General features: G+C 64.1%; 16 protein-coding genes. 13 read left to right on the forward strand and 3 right to left on the reverse strand.

The genetic code is table 11. The annotated features are described in order from the left end of the window. Positions 1-4 precede the first annotated feature (4 nt). From fliQ to queE, 13 genes are all read left to right on the forward strand, one after another. On the forward strand, positions 5-277 hold the full coding sequence (fliQ, locus tag SPBM01_RS21030) for a flagellar biosynthesis protein FliQ (RefSeq protein WP_188063377.1): 273 nt from the start codon (positions 5-7) through the stop codon (positions 275-277). Beyond that, on the forward strand, positions 274-1,056 hold the full coding sequence (gene fliR / locus SPBM01_RS21035) for a flagellar biosynthetic protein FliR (RefSeq protein ID WP_188063378.1): 783 nt from the start codon (positions 274-276) through the stop codon (positions 1,054-1,056). Before fliQ ends, fliR begins: the two co-directional genes overlap by 4 nt. A 3-nt stretch (positions 1,057-1,059) precedes the next feature. Continuing rightward, entirely contained in the window at positions 1,060-2,196 is a 1,137-nt protein-coding gene (gene flhB, locus SPBM01_RS21040; protein ID WP_188063379.1) for a flagellar type III secretion system protein FlhB, read from the forward strand. Further along, a complete protein-coding gene (locus tag SPBM01_RS21045; protein ID WP_262504285.1) occupies positions 2,180-3,373 on the forward strand; it encodes a glycosyltransferase family 87 protein in 1,194 nt (397 codons plus the stop codon). Before flhB ends, SPBM01_RS21045 begins: the two co-directional genes overlap by 17 nt. A gap of 33 nt (positions 3,374-3,406) precedes the next feature. Then, on the forward strand, positions 3,407-3,874 hold the full coding sequence (locus tag SPBM01_RS21050; protein WP_188063380.1) for a hypothetical protein: 468 nt from the start codon (positions 3,407-3,409) through the stop codon (positions 3,872-3,874). Positions 3,875-3,964: 90 nt separating this feature from the next. After that, positions 3,965-5,368: a flagellar filament capping protein FliD gene (gene fliD, locus SPBM01_RS21055; RefSeq protein ID WP_188063381.1), complete on the forward strand. Its 1,404-nt coding sequence runs from the start codon at positions 3,965-3,967 to the stop codon at positions 5,366-5,368. Positions 5,369-5,428: 60 nt separating this feature from the next. Next, a complete protein-coding gene (gene fliS, locus SPBM01_RS21060; protein ID WP_188063382.1) occupies positions 5,429-5,824 on the forward strand; it encodes a flagellar export chaperone FliS in 396 nt (131 codons plus the stop codon). A gap of 162 nt (positions 5,825-5,986) precedes the next feature. Further along, the gene (locus SPBM01_RS21065; RefSeq protein ID WP_188063383.1) at positions 5,987-7,183 is read left to right on the forward strand and encodes an aspartate aminotransferase family protein; all 1,197 of its coding nucleotides are present in this window, start codon (positions 5,987-5,989) and stop codon (positions 7,181-7,183) included. Positions 7,184-7,322: 139 nt separating this feature from the next. Continuing rightward, the gene (argF, locus tag SPBM01_RS21070) at positions 7,323-8,249 is read left to right on the forward strand and encodes an ornithine carbamoyltransferase (RefSeq protein WP_188063384.1); all 927 of its coding nucleotides are present in this window, start codon (positions 7,323-7,325) and stop codon (positions 8,247-8,249) included. A gap of 66 nt (positions 8,250-8,315) precedes the next feature. Next, positions 8,316-9,221: an Hsp33 family molecular chaperone HslO gene (locus SPBM01_RS21075; RefSeq protein WP_188063385.1), complete on the forward strand. Its 906-nt coding sequence runs from the start codon at positions 8,316-8,318 to the stop codon at positions 9,219-9,221. Positions 9,222-9,360: 139 nt separating this feature from the next. Next, positions 9,361-9,768, forward strand: coding sequence for a DUF3617 domain-containing protein (locus SPBM01_RS21080; RefSeq protein WP_188063386.1), 408 nt, complete (start codon positions 9,361-9,363; stop codon positions 9,766-9,768). Positions 9,769-9,841: 73 nt separating this feature from the next. Further along, positions 9,842-10,534 carry a 7-cyano-7-deazaguanine synthase QueC gene (gene queC, locus SPBM01_RS21085; RefSeq protein ID WP_188063387.1) on the forward strand — a complete coding sequence of 231 codons (693 nt, stop codon included), beginning with the start codon at positions 9,842-9,844 and terminating at the stop codon, positions 10,532-10,534. Between the two features lie 12 nt (positions 10,535-10,546). Further along, a complete protein-coding gene (queE, locus tag SPBM01_RS21090; protein WP_188063388.1) occupies positions 10,547-11,194 on the forward strand; it encodes a 7-carboxy-7-deazaguanine synthase in 648 nt (215 codons plus the stop codon). 6 nt (positions 11,195-11,200) lie between these two features. Here queE and SPBM01_RS21095 read toward each other — a convergent pair whose 3' ends face one another. From SPBM01_RS21095 to lipB, 3 genes are all read right to left on the reverse strand, one after another. Beyond that, entirely contained in the window at positions 11,201-11,893 is a 693-nt protein-coding gene (locus SPBM01_RS21095; protein ID WP_188063389.1) for a hypothetical protein, read from the reverse strand. Positions 11,894-12,001: 108 nt separating this feature from the next. Next, positions 12,002-12,286, reverse strand: a complete 285-nt coding sequence (locus SPBM01_RS21100) for a hypothetical protein (RefSeq protein WP_188063390.1) — start codon at positions 12,284-12,286, stop codon at positions 12,002-12,004. 73 nt (positions 12,287-12,359) lie between these two features. Further along, positions 12,360-13,043 (reverse strand): lipoyl(octanoyl) transferase LipB, encoded by a 684-nt coding sequence (gene lipB / locus SPBM01_RS21105; protein WP_188063391.1) that lies wholly within the window; start codon positions 13,041-13,043, stop codon positions 12,360-12,362. Positions 13,044-13,057: the final 14 nt, after the last annotated feature.

Raw genomic sequence — 13,057 nt, forward strand, 5'->3', positions numbered from 1 at the left:
TAGGATGGAAAACGCCGACTTCTTCCTGGGCCTGGCGCAGCAGGCGCTGTGGATCACCGCGCTGGCCGCTGCGCCGGTGTTGATCCCTGCGCTGATCGTCGGGCTGCTGATCGGCATGGTGCAGGCAGCGACTTCGATCAACGAACAGACGTTGAGCTTCATTCCCAAGATCATCGTCGTCGGTGCCATGCTCGCGATTTTCGGCGGGTCGATGCTGGTGCTGATCGCCGATTTCACCCGCGAAATTTTCGATCGCATACCGGACCTGCTCCAATGATCGCGCCCGGTTTCGCCGGGGTCGAATCCCAATTGTGGGTCTGGCTGATCGCCATGATCCGGCCCGGCGCGGCCTTCATCGCGGCCCCCGTGTTCGGCGCGCCTGCCGTGCCGGTGCAACTGCGCCTGATCCTCAGCCTCGCGCTCGGCCTTGCCGCGCTCAACACCGTCACCATTACGCTGCCGCAGGATGGCGTCGCCAGTTTCGAAGGCATCATGCTGGTCGCGGGCGAAGTGCTGGCGGGACTGGCGCTCGGCTTTGCGGTCCAGATCGGTTACGCTGCCGCCTTCGTCGCGGGGGAAACCATCGGCAACGCGATGGGGCTGAACTTCGCCGCGATGGTCGATCCCTCGTCGGGTCAATCGACGCAGGTGCTTGGTACTTTTCTGTCGATCCTCGCCACCTTCCTGCTGCTGGGCATGGATGGGCATCTGCTGCTCGTCAGCTTCGTGGTGCAAAGCTATCAGGCTATTCCGCCGGGCGCGGCGATGCTGTCCAACGATACTGTCTGGCACCTCGTCGAATTTGGCGGGGCGTTGCTCGGCGCGGGGGTCGTGGTCGCGCTGCCGGTCGGTTTCGCGCTGGTGCTGGTACAGATCATCATGGGGATGCTGGCGCGGGCCGCACCCTCGCTCAACCTGTTTGCGGTCGGGATGCCAGTGGCGATGCTGGCGGGCATCATCCTGCTGGCCATTGCCGCGCCGATCATGGCCGAAGGCATCACGGCCTCGCTGAAAGCTGGCCTCGACCATGCCCAATCGATCGCGGAGGGGCGCTGATCCATGGCGGGCGGCAACGAAGGCGGCGAAAAGACCGAGAAACCAACCCAGAAGAAACTGGATGATGCCGCCAAGAAGGGCGACATTCTCCAGTCGCGCGAACTCGGTACGGCACTGGTCGTGATGGCCGGGATCGGCTGGCTGGCGGTCATGGGACCATCGCTGATCGACGCGCTGTCCGACATGCTGGTGGAAGCGCTGCGTTTCCGCCGCGACGACATTGCCGATTTCTCGCCCGCGCGGCGTGGCCTTGCCCTGCTGACCGGCATTGCCCTGCCTGCTGCGGGGGTGATGCTGGCGACCTTCATCGCCGCCATCGCTGCGCCTGCCTTGCTGGGGTCGCTCGGCTTCCGCCCCGGTGCCTTTGCGCCCAAAGCGTCGAAGATGAACCCGGCGGCAGGCCTGAAAAAGATTTTCGGCACGCAAGGGCTGATCGAACTGCTCAAGTCGATCGCCAAGGTCGGCCTGCTTGGCAGCATCGGGGTATGGCTGATCTGGGATCGGCTGACGGAGATTGTGGGTCTGGGCAAGACCGGCATCGGCCCGGCCATGGCCGACCTTGGCAACATGTTCATCTTTACCTGTCTGGTGATGGCGACCGGCCTGTTCCTGATCGCAGGGATAGACGTTCCCGCGCAGATCATGCAGCGGGCCAAGCGGCTGGGCATGTCGAAACAGGACATCAAGGACGAACATAAGGAAAGCGAAGGCTCGCCAGAGCTGAAGGGCCAGATCCGCCGCCGCCAGTTCGAAGTGCTGAACAATTCCACCCGTCAGGCCGTAGCCGAAGCCAGCGTCATCATCACCAACCCGACCCATTTCGCGGTCGCGTTGCGTTACAAGCCGGGCGTGGATGCCGCGCCGGTCGTGGTCGCGCGCGGCTGCGATGCGGTGGCCGCCTCGATCCGTGAACTCGCCGACCAGAATGGCGTGACGGTGCTGCAGTATCCCGACCTCGCCCGCGCCGTCTATTTCACATCGCGCACAGGGCAGATCGTCAATGAAGGTCTGTATATGGCGGTGGCGACCGTGCTGGCCTTCGTATTCCGGGTCGAAAACCGGATGGCGAACGAAATGGACCGGCCTTTCATCACTGTGCCGGACGACCTGCGATTCGACGCCGATGGACGCAAGCAATAGCGCGATGGCGCAAAGGCTGCGCATCCTGTGGGTCGGAGCGGTCCTGCTGCTGCTGGTCTTTGTCCCCGCCTATCTATTCACCCTGACGCCCGGACACGGCATCCCGCGCGACGGCACGTCGCTGGTGGTGGGGCGCGATTTCCTCAATATCTGGATGTATGGCTGCGCGGCCTGGGGCCACGATCCGGCGCGCTATTATCAGATGGCCGAATATCACGCGGCGCTGGGGCAGGTGGTCGGCGCGGGCTATCCCGGCCAGCTCTGGTCCTATCCGCCGGTCGCGCTGCTGGTCGCCGCGCCGTTCGGCCTGCTGCCCTACCTCCCGGCGCTGGCGCTATGGACCCTGTGCGGGATTGTCGCTCTGGTGTGCGCGCTGCGCCTGTGGACGCGGGACTGGCGCGTGATCGCGCTGCTGCTTGCCTCGCCCGCTGCGCTGTTCGGGATGATGTCCGGCCAGTTCGCGCTGTTCGCCGCCGCCATCCTGCTCGCGGTCCTGCGCTGGCGGACAGGCCGCCCGATCCTGGCGGGCTGTTTGCTTGGCCTGCTGCTGGTCAAGCCGCAACTGGCGCTGCTGCTCCCGCTGCTGTTTCTAGCGACCGGCAACGGGCGCGCTTTCGGGGCCGCTGCGCTGTCCAGCCTGTCGCTGGTGGCGATCGTCGCTGCGATCTGGGGCGTGGATATCTGGCGCATCTATCTGGCGGCGGGCATCGCCAACCAGTCGCTGGTGCTGAGCGATCCCGATCATCTGGCCGGGCCGTTCATGCCGACTTTGTTCATGAACCTGCGCGTTATGAGCGTTCCCGTGCCAGTGGCCAGCGCGCTCCAGATAGCGCTGGCGCTACTGGCGGCGGCATTGGCATGGCTGCGCTTTCGCGCGCGTCCCGCGCCCGGCGACCTGACGGCCAGCATGATCTTCCTTGCCTGCGCGGCGTCGGCAACGCCCTATATGCTGTCCTATGACACGCTGGCGCTGGCCGTCATGGCGGTGCTGGCGCTGGCGGCGGGGCAGGGGGGGCGGGGGATTGCGCTGCTCGCCTTCTTCCTGCCCCTGCTTCAGATGGCAGCGGGCATGGCCGGGCTGCCGGGGCCGGGGCTTGTCCCCATCGGCATCGCAATTGCCCTGATGCGCGAATATTATTTGCATGGTGAATTAAAGTTTAGCCGCGCTCGTCCGTAATCTCTTCATGGGGACGCATTATGATGGTGCGTCATGAACGACTATGTTTCACGCAGCGAACTATCGCCGGTCGAACGGACCGCCCCGCGTGCGGCATCGCCCGTGCCGGCCGTTCAACCTGTATCCGCCAGTCGGCAGAGCGCCGATCGGCAGACGTCCGACACATATGCCACCGCATTCCGGCGCGATGGCGCAGCGATAGACGATGACGTCGCCAGCGCGGCCGAATATGCCAAGGTGCATGTCGAGATTGCCGACATATTGGCTGACCTGCGATCGGCCGGGGCTACAGCGCCCGGCGTCGATGCGGCGGCGGATGCGATTCAATCGCTGATGCCGGTGCCGATCATCCTGGTTCCCCTGCCCCCCGCCAGCAAGGAAGCGGTCGAACATGCCGCCGTCATTGCCCGGCGTATGGTGGAGCAGGCAGCATATGCGCACGCCGCGCAGGCACAATTGCGCCGTGGCACGGTGGACCAGGTGCTGGCTTCCGCCAACTGACTGGTCCCTGACGCTTAAAAACGGCGTCGCAAAAATCATTCCTAAAGGTCTTGCCCCTACCGCCGTTCTCTCTTGTGAAAGGACGTCGATATGCCATCGGTCAGCAGCAGCATTACAACAGCGCTCGGCATCGGGTCCGGTATCGACACCGGATCGCTCGTCACCAGCCTGGTTGCCGCCGTGCGCGATCCCAAGGAACAGGTGATCACCAATCGCCAGAGCCTGACGACGGCGCGCATTTCCGCGCTGGCTTCGGCCTCCAGTTCGCTCGACACCTTTGCCGATGCGTTGTCCAGCCTGCTGTCCGGCACCGGCTATGCGGGGACACCGGCATCCAACGATCCCAGCATCGCAAATGTCAGCCTGCTGCCCGGCGGCGTGCCAAAGGGCTTGCCCGCGCAGCTTGAAGTGCGCCAGCTTGCCACCGCCCGCACGCTTGCATCGACCCCGGTATCGGGTGCGACGGCCGCAACGGTGGTGGGCGAGGGCGAATTGACCCTGACCGTCGGTGGCCAGAGCGCGACCATCACCATTGGTTCTGCCAACAACAGCTATACCGGCCTTGCCGCGGCCATCAACGGCGCGGGCCTGGGCGTCACGGCATCGGTCGTCACCGATACGCAGGGGACGCGGCTGGTGATGAAGGGCGCGACCGGCGCGGCCAATGATTTTTCGCTGACATCGGTCAGTGGCGACGATCTGGCGGATTTCGCCTGGGCCGGAACGGACAGCGCGACCATGGTGTCGATGGCCGCCCCGCAAAATGCGATCATCAAGATCGACGGGGTGGAACAACATTATGCCAGCAACACCGTCGATACCGCCATCGCCAACCTGCGTATCGACCTGAACAAGGCAGCGCCCGGCACCACCGTCACGCTGGCCACGAGCGAACCGACCACGACGATGCGCGACCTGATGGTCGAATTTGTCGAGGCCTATAATACGCTGATGAAGGGGCTGAACACCGCGACGGCGACCGGCGCGGATTCCACGTCATCGGGCGTGCTGAACGGTGAAGCGTCGATCCGCGACATGCGCCGGCAACTGGCGACGATGACGTCCACGTCGCTGACGGCGACCGGCAGTTACAAGACGTTGTCGGACCTGGGTATCGCAACCAACCGCGACGGCACGCTGAAACTGGACACGGATATATTGGACAAGGCGATCGCTGCCGATCCGTCGGCAGTGGTGCAGATGCTGAACCCTGCGGTATCGTCGACCACCAATCCGGGGCTGGCGGGCATGATGGATGCGGTGCGCGACAAGATTCAGCAGAAGGACGGTTCGCTCGCTATCGCGACCAGCAAATATAAGGATCTGGCCGAAAAGCTGACCGAACAGCTCGAAAAGCTCGACACACAGATGACCAATTACGAAGCGCAGCTCACGACCGTCTATTCCAAGATGGAAACGCGGCTTACCGCGCTCAAGGCGACACAAAGCTATCTCGAACAGCAGATCGAGATCTGGAACAACAGCGATAGCTAAAATCGGTTTCCAACCGGAAACCGCACGAAAACAGACTTCCATACCGGGGACGCCAGGACGATGTTTTATAATCAGGGTTATGCAGGCAACACGGCGGCACGGCGCTATGCGGCGGTCCATTCGGGCAGCCGGACCGAAGGGGCAACCCCGCACGCGCTGGTCCGCATCCTGTTCGACGAATTGCTGATCGCAATGGACGCAGCGGCACTGGCCGAACGCAATGGCGACCGGATGAAAGTGTCCGACAAGCAGGCGCGGGCCATGTCCATCCTGTTCGCGCTCGAATCGAGCCTGGATTTCGACAAGGGCGGCGACATTTCGGTCGGCCTCGCCCAAATCTACCGCGAAGCACGCCGCCTGCTGCTCGTCGGGGCCAAGGAACGGTCGGCAGAGCCTGTCGATCAGGCCCGCCTGCTGGTGGCGGAGATCGCCGACGCCTGGAACCAGATCGGATAGGTCCACCCAGCCTTGACTGGCCCATGTTGCGGGGTTGCACCCCCAACATGGCCTCTGTATAGGCGATGCTCGCAAAGGGCGGCCCGGCGGGGGCCGCCTTTTTGCGTTCTACTCCACGTCCTTCGTGCAAGGACGCGCATCAAGCCCAGAAAGGGAAGGCTCATGTCGATTACGCCGCTCATGCCCGTTTACCCCCGGTGCGATGTTCGTCCGGTCCGAGGCGAAGGCTGCCATCTGATCGGCGAGCGCGGCGAGCGCTATCTGGACTTTGCCAGCGGCATCGCGGTGAACCTGCTCGGCCATGGCCATCCTAAGCTGGTCAAGGCCATTGCCGATCAGGCTGCAACGCTGATGCACGTCTCGAACCTTTACGGGATGCCGCTGGGCGAGAAGTTCGCGCAGAAGCTGGTCGACACGACCTTTGCCGACACGGTGTTCTTCACCAATTCGGGCGCGGAAGCGGTGGAGTGCGCGATCAAGACCGCGCGCCGCTATCACTATGCCAATGGGGAACCGCACCGGCACAAGATCATCAGCTTCGACAACGCCTTTCACGGGCGGACGCTGGGGACGATTTCGGCCACCAGCCAGCCCAAGATGCGCGACGGGTTCGAACCGCTGCTGCCCGGCTTTGCCGTGGTGCCGTTCAACGATCTGGACGCCGCGCTGGCGCAGATTGACGATAACACTGCCGGTTTCCTGCTGGAACCGATCCAGGGCGAAGGTGGCGTCACGCCCGCCACGCACGAATTTCTGACCGGCCTGCGCCAGGCGTGCGACGAACATGGCCTGCTGCTCATCCTCGACGAAGTCCAGTGCGGCTATGCCCGCACCGGCGCTTTCTTCGCGCATGAACATTATGGCATCACACCCGACATCATGTCGGTGGCCAAGGGGATTGGCGCAGGCTTCCCGCTGGGCGCGTGCCTTGCCACCGAAGAAGCGGCCAAGGGTATGGTTTTCGGCACCCATGGCACCACCTATGGCGGCAATCCACTGGCGATGGCGGCGGGTCTGGCGGTGCTGGAAGAAGTCATGTCCGAAGGCTTCATGGAGCATGTCAACGCGATCGGCGCGCGTCTGCGCGCGGCGCTGGAACAGTTGATCCCCAATCATGACGGCCTGTTTCAGGACGTGCGTGGCATGGGGCTGATGCTGGGCGTCAAGCTCAATGACAGCGTTGAGGCACGCAGCTTCGTGGCGCATCTGCGCGACAATCATGGCCTGCTGACGGTGTCGGCGGGGCAGAATGTCGTGCGCATCCTGCCGCCGCTGGTGATTGACGAAAGCCATATCGCCGAATGTATCGAAAAGCTGTCCGCCGGCGCGCGCAGCTATGCGGAGGCCCAGGCGGCCTGATATCAAACTCCGTTCGCCCTGAGCGAAGTCGAAGGGTATCGCCGAGCGAAGCGAGGTGCCTTCACTTCGTTCAGGTGAGGGCTTCGACTTCGCTCTCCTGAGCTTGGCGAAGGGCCGAACGGATTAGGGGTTGTTACCAATGACCAGACATTTCCTGAACCTGTCCGACGCAGGCGGCAACGCGATCGCCGCGATGATCGCCGACGCCATCGACCGCAAGGCTGCACGGGCCAGCTGGCCCAAGGGGCGCGTCGACGCTGACGCGCCGCTGGCGGGCCATACGCTGGCGATGATCTTCGAGAAGAATTCGACCCGCACTCGCGTGTCGTTCGACATGGCGATTCGCCAGCTGGGCGGCACCTCGCTCATCCTGGATGGCGCGACCAGCCAGTTGGGCCGGGGCGAGACAGTGGCGGACACGGCCCGCGTGCTGAGCCGCATGTGCGACGCCATCATGATCCGCACCGACGACCATGCCAAGATCGAGGAAATGGCCCATTATGCCACGGTCCCGGTCATCAACGGCCTGACCGACCTGTCGCATCCGTGCCAGATCGTCGCAGACCTGCTGACCGTGGTGGAACATGGGCTGGCATTGCCCGGCAGCCAGTGGGCGTGGCTGGGCGATGGCAATAACGTCCTCCATTCGATCATTGAGGCGGCGGGCCTGCTGAAATTCGACGTCCGCATCGCCGTGCCGGAAGGCTATGATCCCGATCCGGCCTTTGCGGCGGCGGCGCAGGCGCTGGGTTCGCGCATCACGCTCACGCGCGATCCCGTGGCGGCTGTGGCGGGCGCGGATGTAGTCGTTACCGACACCTGGATTTCGATGGGTCAGTCCCATGCGGAAGAAAAACTGGCAGCGATGATGCCTTATCAGGTGACGCCTGCACTGATGGCCGGGGCAAAGGCGGATGCCCGGTTCCTTCATTGCCTGCCCGCCCATCGCGGCGAAGAAGTGGTGGAAGCGGTGATCGACGGCCCGCAGTCGCTGATCTGGGATGAGGCGGAAAACCGCATCCATGGCCAGAAGTCGGTGCTGCTCTGGGCGCTTGGAAAGCTGTAGGCCCGCCCTATATCGGCGCCTTCGCATGATCGCTGTCCTGACCGGACGGAACAGAAGGATTTTCGATTGAACCCCGCTCCCACTGACCAGGCCATCGGCTTTACCATCCCGTCGCGCCACGCGCGCGGGCGCATCGTGCGGCTGGGTCCGGTGCTGGATGCGGTGCTGGCCGCCCACGCCTATCCGCCGCCGATCGAACGGCTGCTGGCGTCGGCGCTGGTGCTGGCGGCATTGCTGGGCAGCACGCTCAAACAGGCCGATGGCCAGTTGACGTTGCAGGCGCAGACCGAAAATGGCGTCGTCAAGCTGCTGGTGGCCGACTATAAGAATGGCGACCTGCGCGGCTATGTTCAGTTCGATGCCGACCGTCTGGCAGAACTCGGCCCGGACCCGACCTTGTTCGGGCTGTTCGGCAAGGGCTATCTGGCCATCACCTTCGACCAGTCGGTAACCGGCGAGCGCTATCAGGGCATCGTCCCGCTGGAGGGCGAATCGCTGGCGGCGGCGGCGGAACATTATTTCTTCCAGTCCGAACAGATCCCCAGCGTCATCACCATCACGACCCGGCATGAACGGGGGCAGGGCTGTCTCGCGGGCGGCATGTTGCTTCAGCATCTGCCCGAAGGGGAAGTGGGGCGCGAACGCCTGCACGTCCGCCACGATCATGCCGAATGGGAACATGTTCAGGCACTGGCGGTCACGCTGGGGAAGGATGAACTGACCGACGATGCGTTGCCGCTGGCCGATATCGTCTGGCGCCTGTTCCATGAGGAACCCGAAGTGCGCGTGACGCAGCCCACGCCGCTGGCCAAGGGGTGCCGATGCGATCTGGACCATATCCGCGACGTGATTGGCCGTTTCCCGGCGGACGAACGCGCGCATATGGCCGACGATGATGGCGTTATCGGTGTCGATTGCGCTTTTTGTTCGCGTGTTTTCCCAATCGCGCTGGACAGTTTCGTCACCCATTGAAATCCCTCGTTACGCTAACGACATTTGTAATTTGGGCAGGGCGGTCGGTTCGCGCTATCAAAATGCCGTAATTGGACGGCATCGCCACATATCAGGCGCGCGGTGAACCGACCGGCACCCATGGCGGGACAAGGCTATCATGATGACCATGAAACTGCGGGCGCTCTGCGTCGCGGCGGCAATGATGACGGCGGGTTGGGCCGGTGCGGCCATCGCACCCCCACCCATGGCCGCGCTGCGCACGCTGGAAACGGGTGAATGGGAATTGCGTGGCCGGGGTGAGGGCGCGGAAACGCAAAAGCTGTGCGTCACGGACCTGCGTCAATTGCTCCAGGTCCGCCATGGCCGCGCCTTGTGCCGCAGCTTCGTCATCAGCGACGCGGCGCAGGCTGCGACCGTCACTTATGATTGCGCGGCGGCGGGCAATGGCCGCACCGAATTGCGCGTGGAAACGACGCGGCTGGTGCAGATCAGCTCGCAAGGCGTGGCCCAGGGCGCGCCTTTCGCCTTTGTTGCGGAAGGGCGGCGCATTGGTTCCTGCCATTAAAAGCATCGCGATCGCCATCGCATCCGGTCGCGCGATGCTTGCGCCGATGCGTCGCGGGCGGTAGCGCGGGGCCATGGTTGCCAATAACGGAAAATTCGCTGTCGTCCTGCTGTCCGGCGGACTGGACTCTATGGTTGCAGGCGGGCTGGCGCGGGAAGCGGGCTATCGCCTCCTTGCGCTGTCGATCGACTATAACCAGCGACATCGCGTCGAATTGCGCGCTGCCGCGCGGGTTGCGCAGGCGTTGAACGCGATGCGCCACATCGTCCTGCCGCTGGACCTGACGGCGTTCGGCGGATCGGCGCTGACCGCCGACATTGCCGTGCCAAAGAGCGGCGTGGGGACGGAAATCCCGGTCACCTATGTGCCGGCCCGCAACACCATCTTCCTGTCGCTGACGCTGGGCCTGGCCGAAGTCGCGGGCGCCAGCGACATCTTCATCGGCGTCAACGCCCTCGATTATTCCGGCTATCCCGACTGTCGCCCCGAATTTATCGACGCTTTTCAGCAGATGGCGATGCTGGCGACCAAAGCAGGGGTCGAAGGACGGCCGATCCACATCAACGCCCCGTTGCAACATATGAGCAAGGCGGACATCGTGCGCGAAGCCGACCGTCTGGGGCTGGACCTGGGGATCAGCTGGTCCTGCTATGACCCGACGCCCGATGGCAAGCATTGCGGCCTGTGCGACAGCTGCCGCTTGCGGTCCAGGGGGTTCGAGGAAGCGGGCCTGCCCGACCCGACCGTCTATGCCGTTCATCCCTGAAAGGCGTAACCCATGAGTTATGCGGTAAAGGAAATGTTCCTGACCCTACAGGGCGAGGGGGTGCAGGCCGGGCGGCGCGCGGTGTTCCTGCGCTTTGCCGGGTGCAATTTGTGGAGCGGGCGGGAGCAGGATCGCGCCAGCGCCGTCTGCCGCTTTTGCGACACCGATTTCGTCGGCACCGATGGCGATGGTGGCGGCAAATTCGCGGATGCTGATACATTGGCCGACGCGGCGCTGGGTTTTTGGGGAGAACGGGCGGACGGCCGCTATATCGTCCTGACCGGCGGCGAACCGATGTTGCAGGTGGACGATGGCCTGGTCGATGCGCTGCATATGCGGGGCTTTACGATCGCGATCGAAAGCAATGGCACCTTGCCCGCGCATCCCGGCATCGACTGGGTCTGCATCAGTCCCAAGGCGGGCAGCGACGTGGTGCAGCGGTCAGGCGACGAACTCAAACTGGTATGGCCCCAGCCGGGCGGTGGCCACAGCGTCGTCGATGTCGCGGCGATGGAGCAATGGTCCTTTGCCCATCACTTGCTCCAGCCGCTCGACGATCCCCATGCGGTCGACAATGCCCGCGCCGCCATCGCGCTGGTCATGGACCGGCCGCGCTGGCGGCTGACGGTGCAGGCCCATAAATATCTGGGCCTGCGATAGGCGCGATCAGGGCTTGATCCCGGCCCGCTCATTCCATTGCTGCTGGCAGGCAGGCAGCATGACGCCCTTCTTCCAGCATTGGGCATCAAGCGAGGGCAGGGCGACGCTATAGTCATAGCCCGGCGTGCCATAATATTGCTCGCCCGCCAGCACGAGCGACTTCTTGATCGAACCCAGGCCATTGCGCGCGACTTCGTGCAGCGTGCCGCGATCGGCAAAGATGGCGTTACGGCCCACCACCGCTGTCGCCTGGCAAAATCCCTTTTGCGCCTGCACCGTCGAATAGCCCGAATAGATGCGCGTGCCATAACGGTCGGACGCGGCCTGGCCCGGCTTTCCCTTGCCCACGGTGCGCATGAAATAGTCCAGCAGCACGCCCTGCGCCGCATCCAGCTCAGCATCATGATGGGCGATCATCGCATTGTAATTGCTGATCGCCAGCACGGTCGGTTCGAACTGGCATTGCAGCGCCGACACGTTCAGCGCAGCGCGCAGGTTCCACACCAGCCCCGCCTTGACTTCGGCGGCATTGGCACCGGGCAGGCCCAGAGCGGTGGCAGCGGCATCATCGGTGAGCGGGGGGGCAGACAGGTCCGGCGGCGACCAGAAAAATTGCGCAGCGGCGGGCTGCGCGATCATCGGTGCAGCGACCAGCGCCAGAACCGCAATCGTGCGGCGCGCCGGGAAACGGAATGTCATCAACTATACCCTCTTCCGAAATGATGCACCGTCCGGGCGCATCGCTATATTCACCGTGACGCCCGTGGGGTCTGTCGGCTTTATCGTCCCTGAACGCTCCGGCTGCTATTATTGGTCCGACAATATTTCCGCATCCTCGCCCCTGTTCGCTGCCGGCTTGTCGGCAGGCGCACTGGCATTGTCGGCGGCGTTGTTGCCGGGCAGGGTGACTGCCGTGCCTTCGCTCTGCACCCCGTCCAGATCGGTCATGGCGTCGCTGGCGGTGCCATCGACGACTTCCATGTCCTTCATCTGCACGCTGTTGCTGCCCTTGTCACTGCCGCCGCAGCCCGCCAGCGCGGCGCATCCGCTCAGCAGCGCTGCGATCAGGACAGTCTTTGCGTTCCGGGGCATCCGGTTCTCCGTGGCTTGAGCGGTCATGGCGCGGCGTTGCGTGCCGACGAAGGGCGTGACCCTAACGATCCGTTCAGCATTGCTCAACCCCCGTGCCGCAACGGCTCAAGCCACGGAGAAATGCGGGGAAATGCGCCCGCAGCGCATTGTCCAGCGCAGGCATGGAAGCGTTGCCGCCCAATGCCGCGATGCTGGTGACGGGATAGTCGCTGATCCCGCACGGCACGATGCCGGTAAAATGCGACAGGTCGGGATCGACGTTGATGGCAAAACCGTGCAGCGTCACCCAGCGCCGCACCCGGATGCCCAGCGCGCCGATTTTGGCTTCGCGCCCGTTGGGGTCGTCGGTCCAGATGCCGATCCGCCCTTCCGCCCGGCGCGCGGGGACACCCATGTCGCCCAGCGCCGCGATCATCCAGCCTTCCAGATGATGGACGAAATTGCGGACATCCTTGCCCCTTTCGCCTAGGTCGATGTTGAGATAGCCGATCCGCTGCCCCGGCCCATGATAGGTGTAGCGCCCGCCACGCCCGGCATCATGCACCGGGAAACGCGGGTCGAGCAGCTCGGCCGGATCGGCGCTGGTCCCGGCCGTATAGAGCGGGGGATGTTCGATCAGCCAGACCCGTTCGCGCGCCTGCCCTGCATGGATTGCGGCCGCGCGCGCTTCCATGTCGGCCAGTGCGTCAGGATAGGCGACCGGCGCTGCATCGATTCGCCATTCGATGGCGTCGGCATTGGCGGGCAATTGCGTCATGGCGATTCCTTGAC

Source organism: Sphingobium sp. KCTC 72723, assembly GCF_014280435.1.
Classification (GTDB): Bacteria; Pseudomonadota; Alphaproteobacteria; order Sphingomonadales; family Sphingomonadaceae; genus Sphingobium.

What these genes read in the sequence shown, in the direction of transcription:
- fliQ (WP_188063377.1), top strand. Translation starts at nt 5, where the DNA reads ATGGAAAACGCCGACTTCTTCCTGGGCCTGGCGCAGCAGGCGCTGTGG.
- fliR (WP_188063378.1), top strand. Translation starts at nt 274, where the DNA reads ATGATCGCGCCCGGTTTCGCCGGGGTCGAATCCCAATTGTGGGTCTGG.
- flhB (WP_188063379.1), top strand. Translation starts at nt 1,060, where the DNA reads ATGGCGGGCGGCAACGAAGGCGGCGAAAAGACCGAGAAACCAACCCAG.
- SPBM01_RS21045 (WP_262504285.1), top strand. Translation starts at nt 2,180, where the DNA reads ATGGACGCAAGCAATAGCGCGATGGCGCAAAGGCTGCGCATCCTGTGG.
- SPBM01_RS21050 (WP_188063380.1), top strand. Translation starts at nt 3,407, where the DNA reads ATGAACGACTATGTTTCACGCAGCGAACTATCGCCGGTCGAACGGACC.
- fliD (WP_188063381.1), top strand. Translation starts at nt 3,965, where the DNA reads ATGCCATCGGTCAGCAGCAGCATTACAACAGCGCTCGGCATCGGGTCC.
- fliS (WP_188063382.1), top strand. Translation starts at nt 5,429, where the DNA reads ATGTTTTATAATCAGGGTTATGCAGGCAACACGGCGGCACGGCGCTAT.
- SPBM01_RS21065 (WP_188063383.1), top strand. Translation starts at nt 5,987, where the DNA reads ATGTCGATTACGCCGCTCATGCCCGTTTACCCCCGGTGCGATGTTCGT.
- argF (WP_188063384.1), top strand. Translation starts at nt 7,323, where the DNA reads ATGACCAGACATTTCCTGAACCTGTCCGACGCAGGCGGCAACGCGATC.
- SPBM01_RS21080 (WP_188063386.1), top strand. Translation starts at nt 9,361, where the DNA reads ATGATGACCATGAAACTGCGGGCGCTCTGCGTCGCGGCGGCAATGATG.
- queC (WP_188063387.1), top strand. Translation starts at nt 9,842, where the DNA reads ATGGTTGCCAATAACGGAAAATTCGCTGTCGTCCTGCTGTCCGGCGGA.
- queE (WP_188063388.1), top strand. Translation starts at nt 10,547, where the DNA reads ATGAGTTATGCGGTAAAGGAAATGTTCCTGACCCTACAGGGCGAGGGG.
- SPBM01_RS21095 (WP_188063389.1), bottom strand. Translation starts at nt 11,893, where the DNA reads ATGACATTCCGTTTCCCGGCGCGCCGCACGATTGCGGTTCTGGCGCTG.
- SPBM01_RS21100 (WP_188063390.1), bottom strand. Translation starts at nt 12,286, where the DNA reads ATGCCCCGGAACGCAAAGACTGTCCTGATCGCAGCGCTGCTGAGCGGA.
- lipB (WP_188063391.1), bottom strand. Translation starts at nt 13,043, where the DNA reads ATGACGCAATTGCCCGCCAATGCCGACGCCATCGAATGGCGAATCGAT.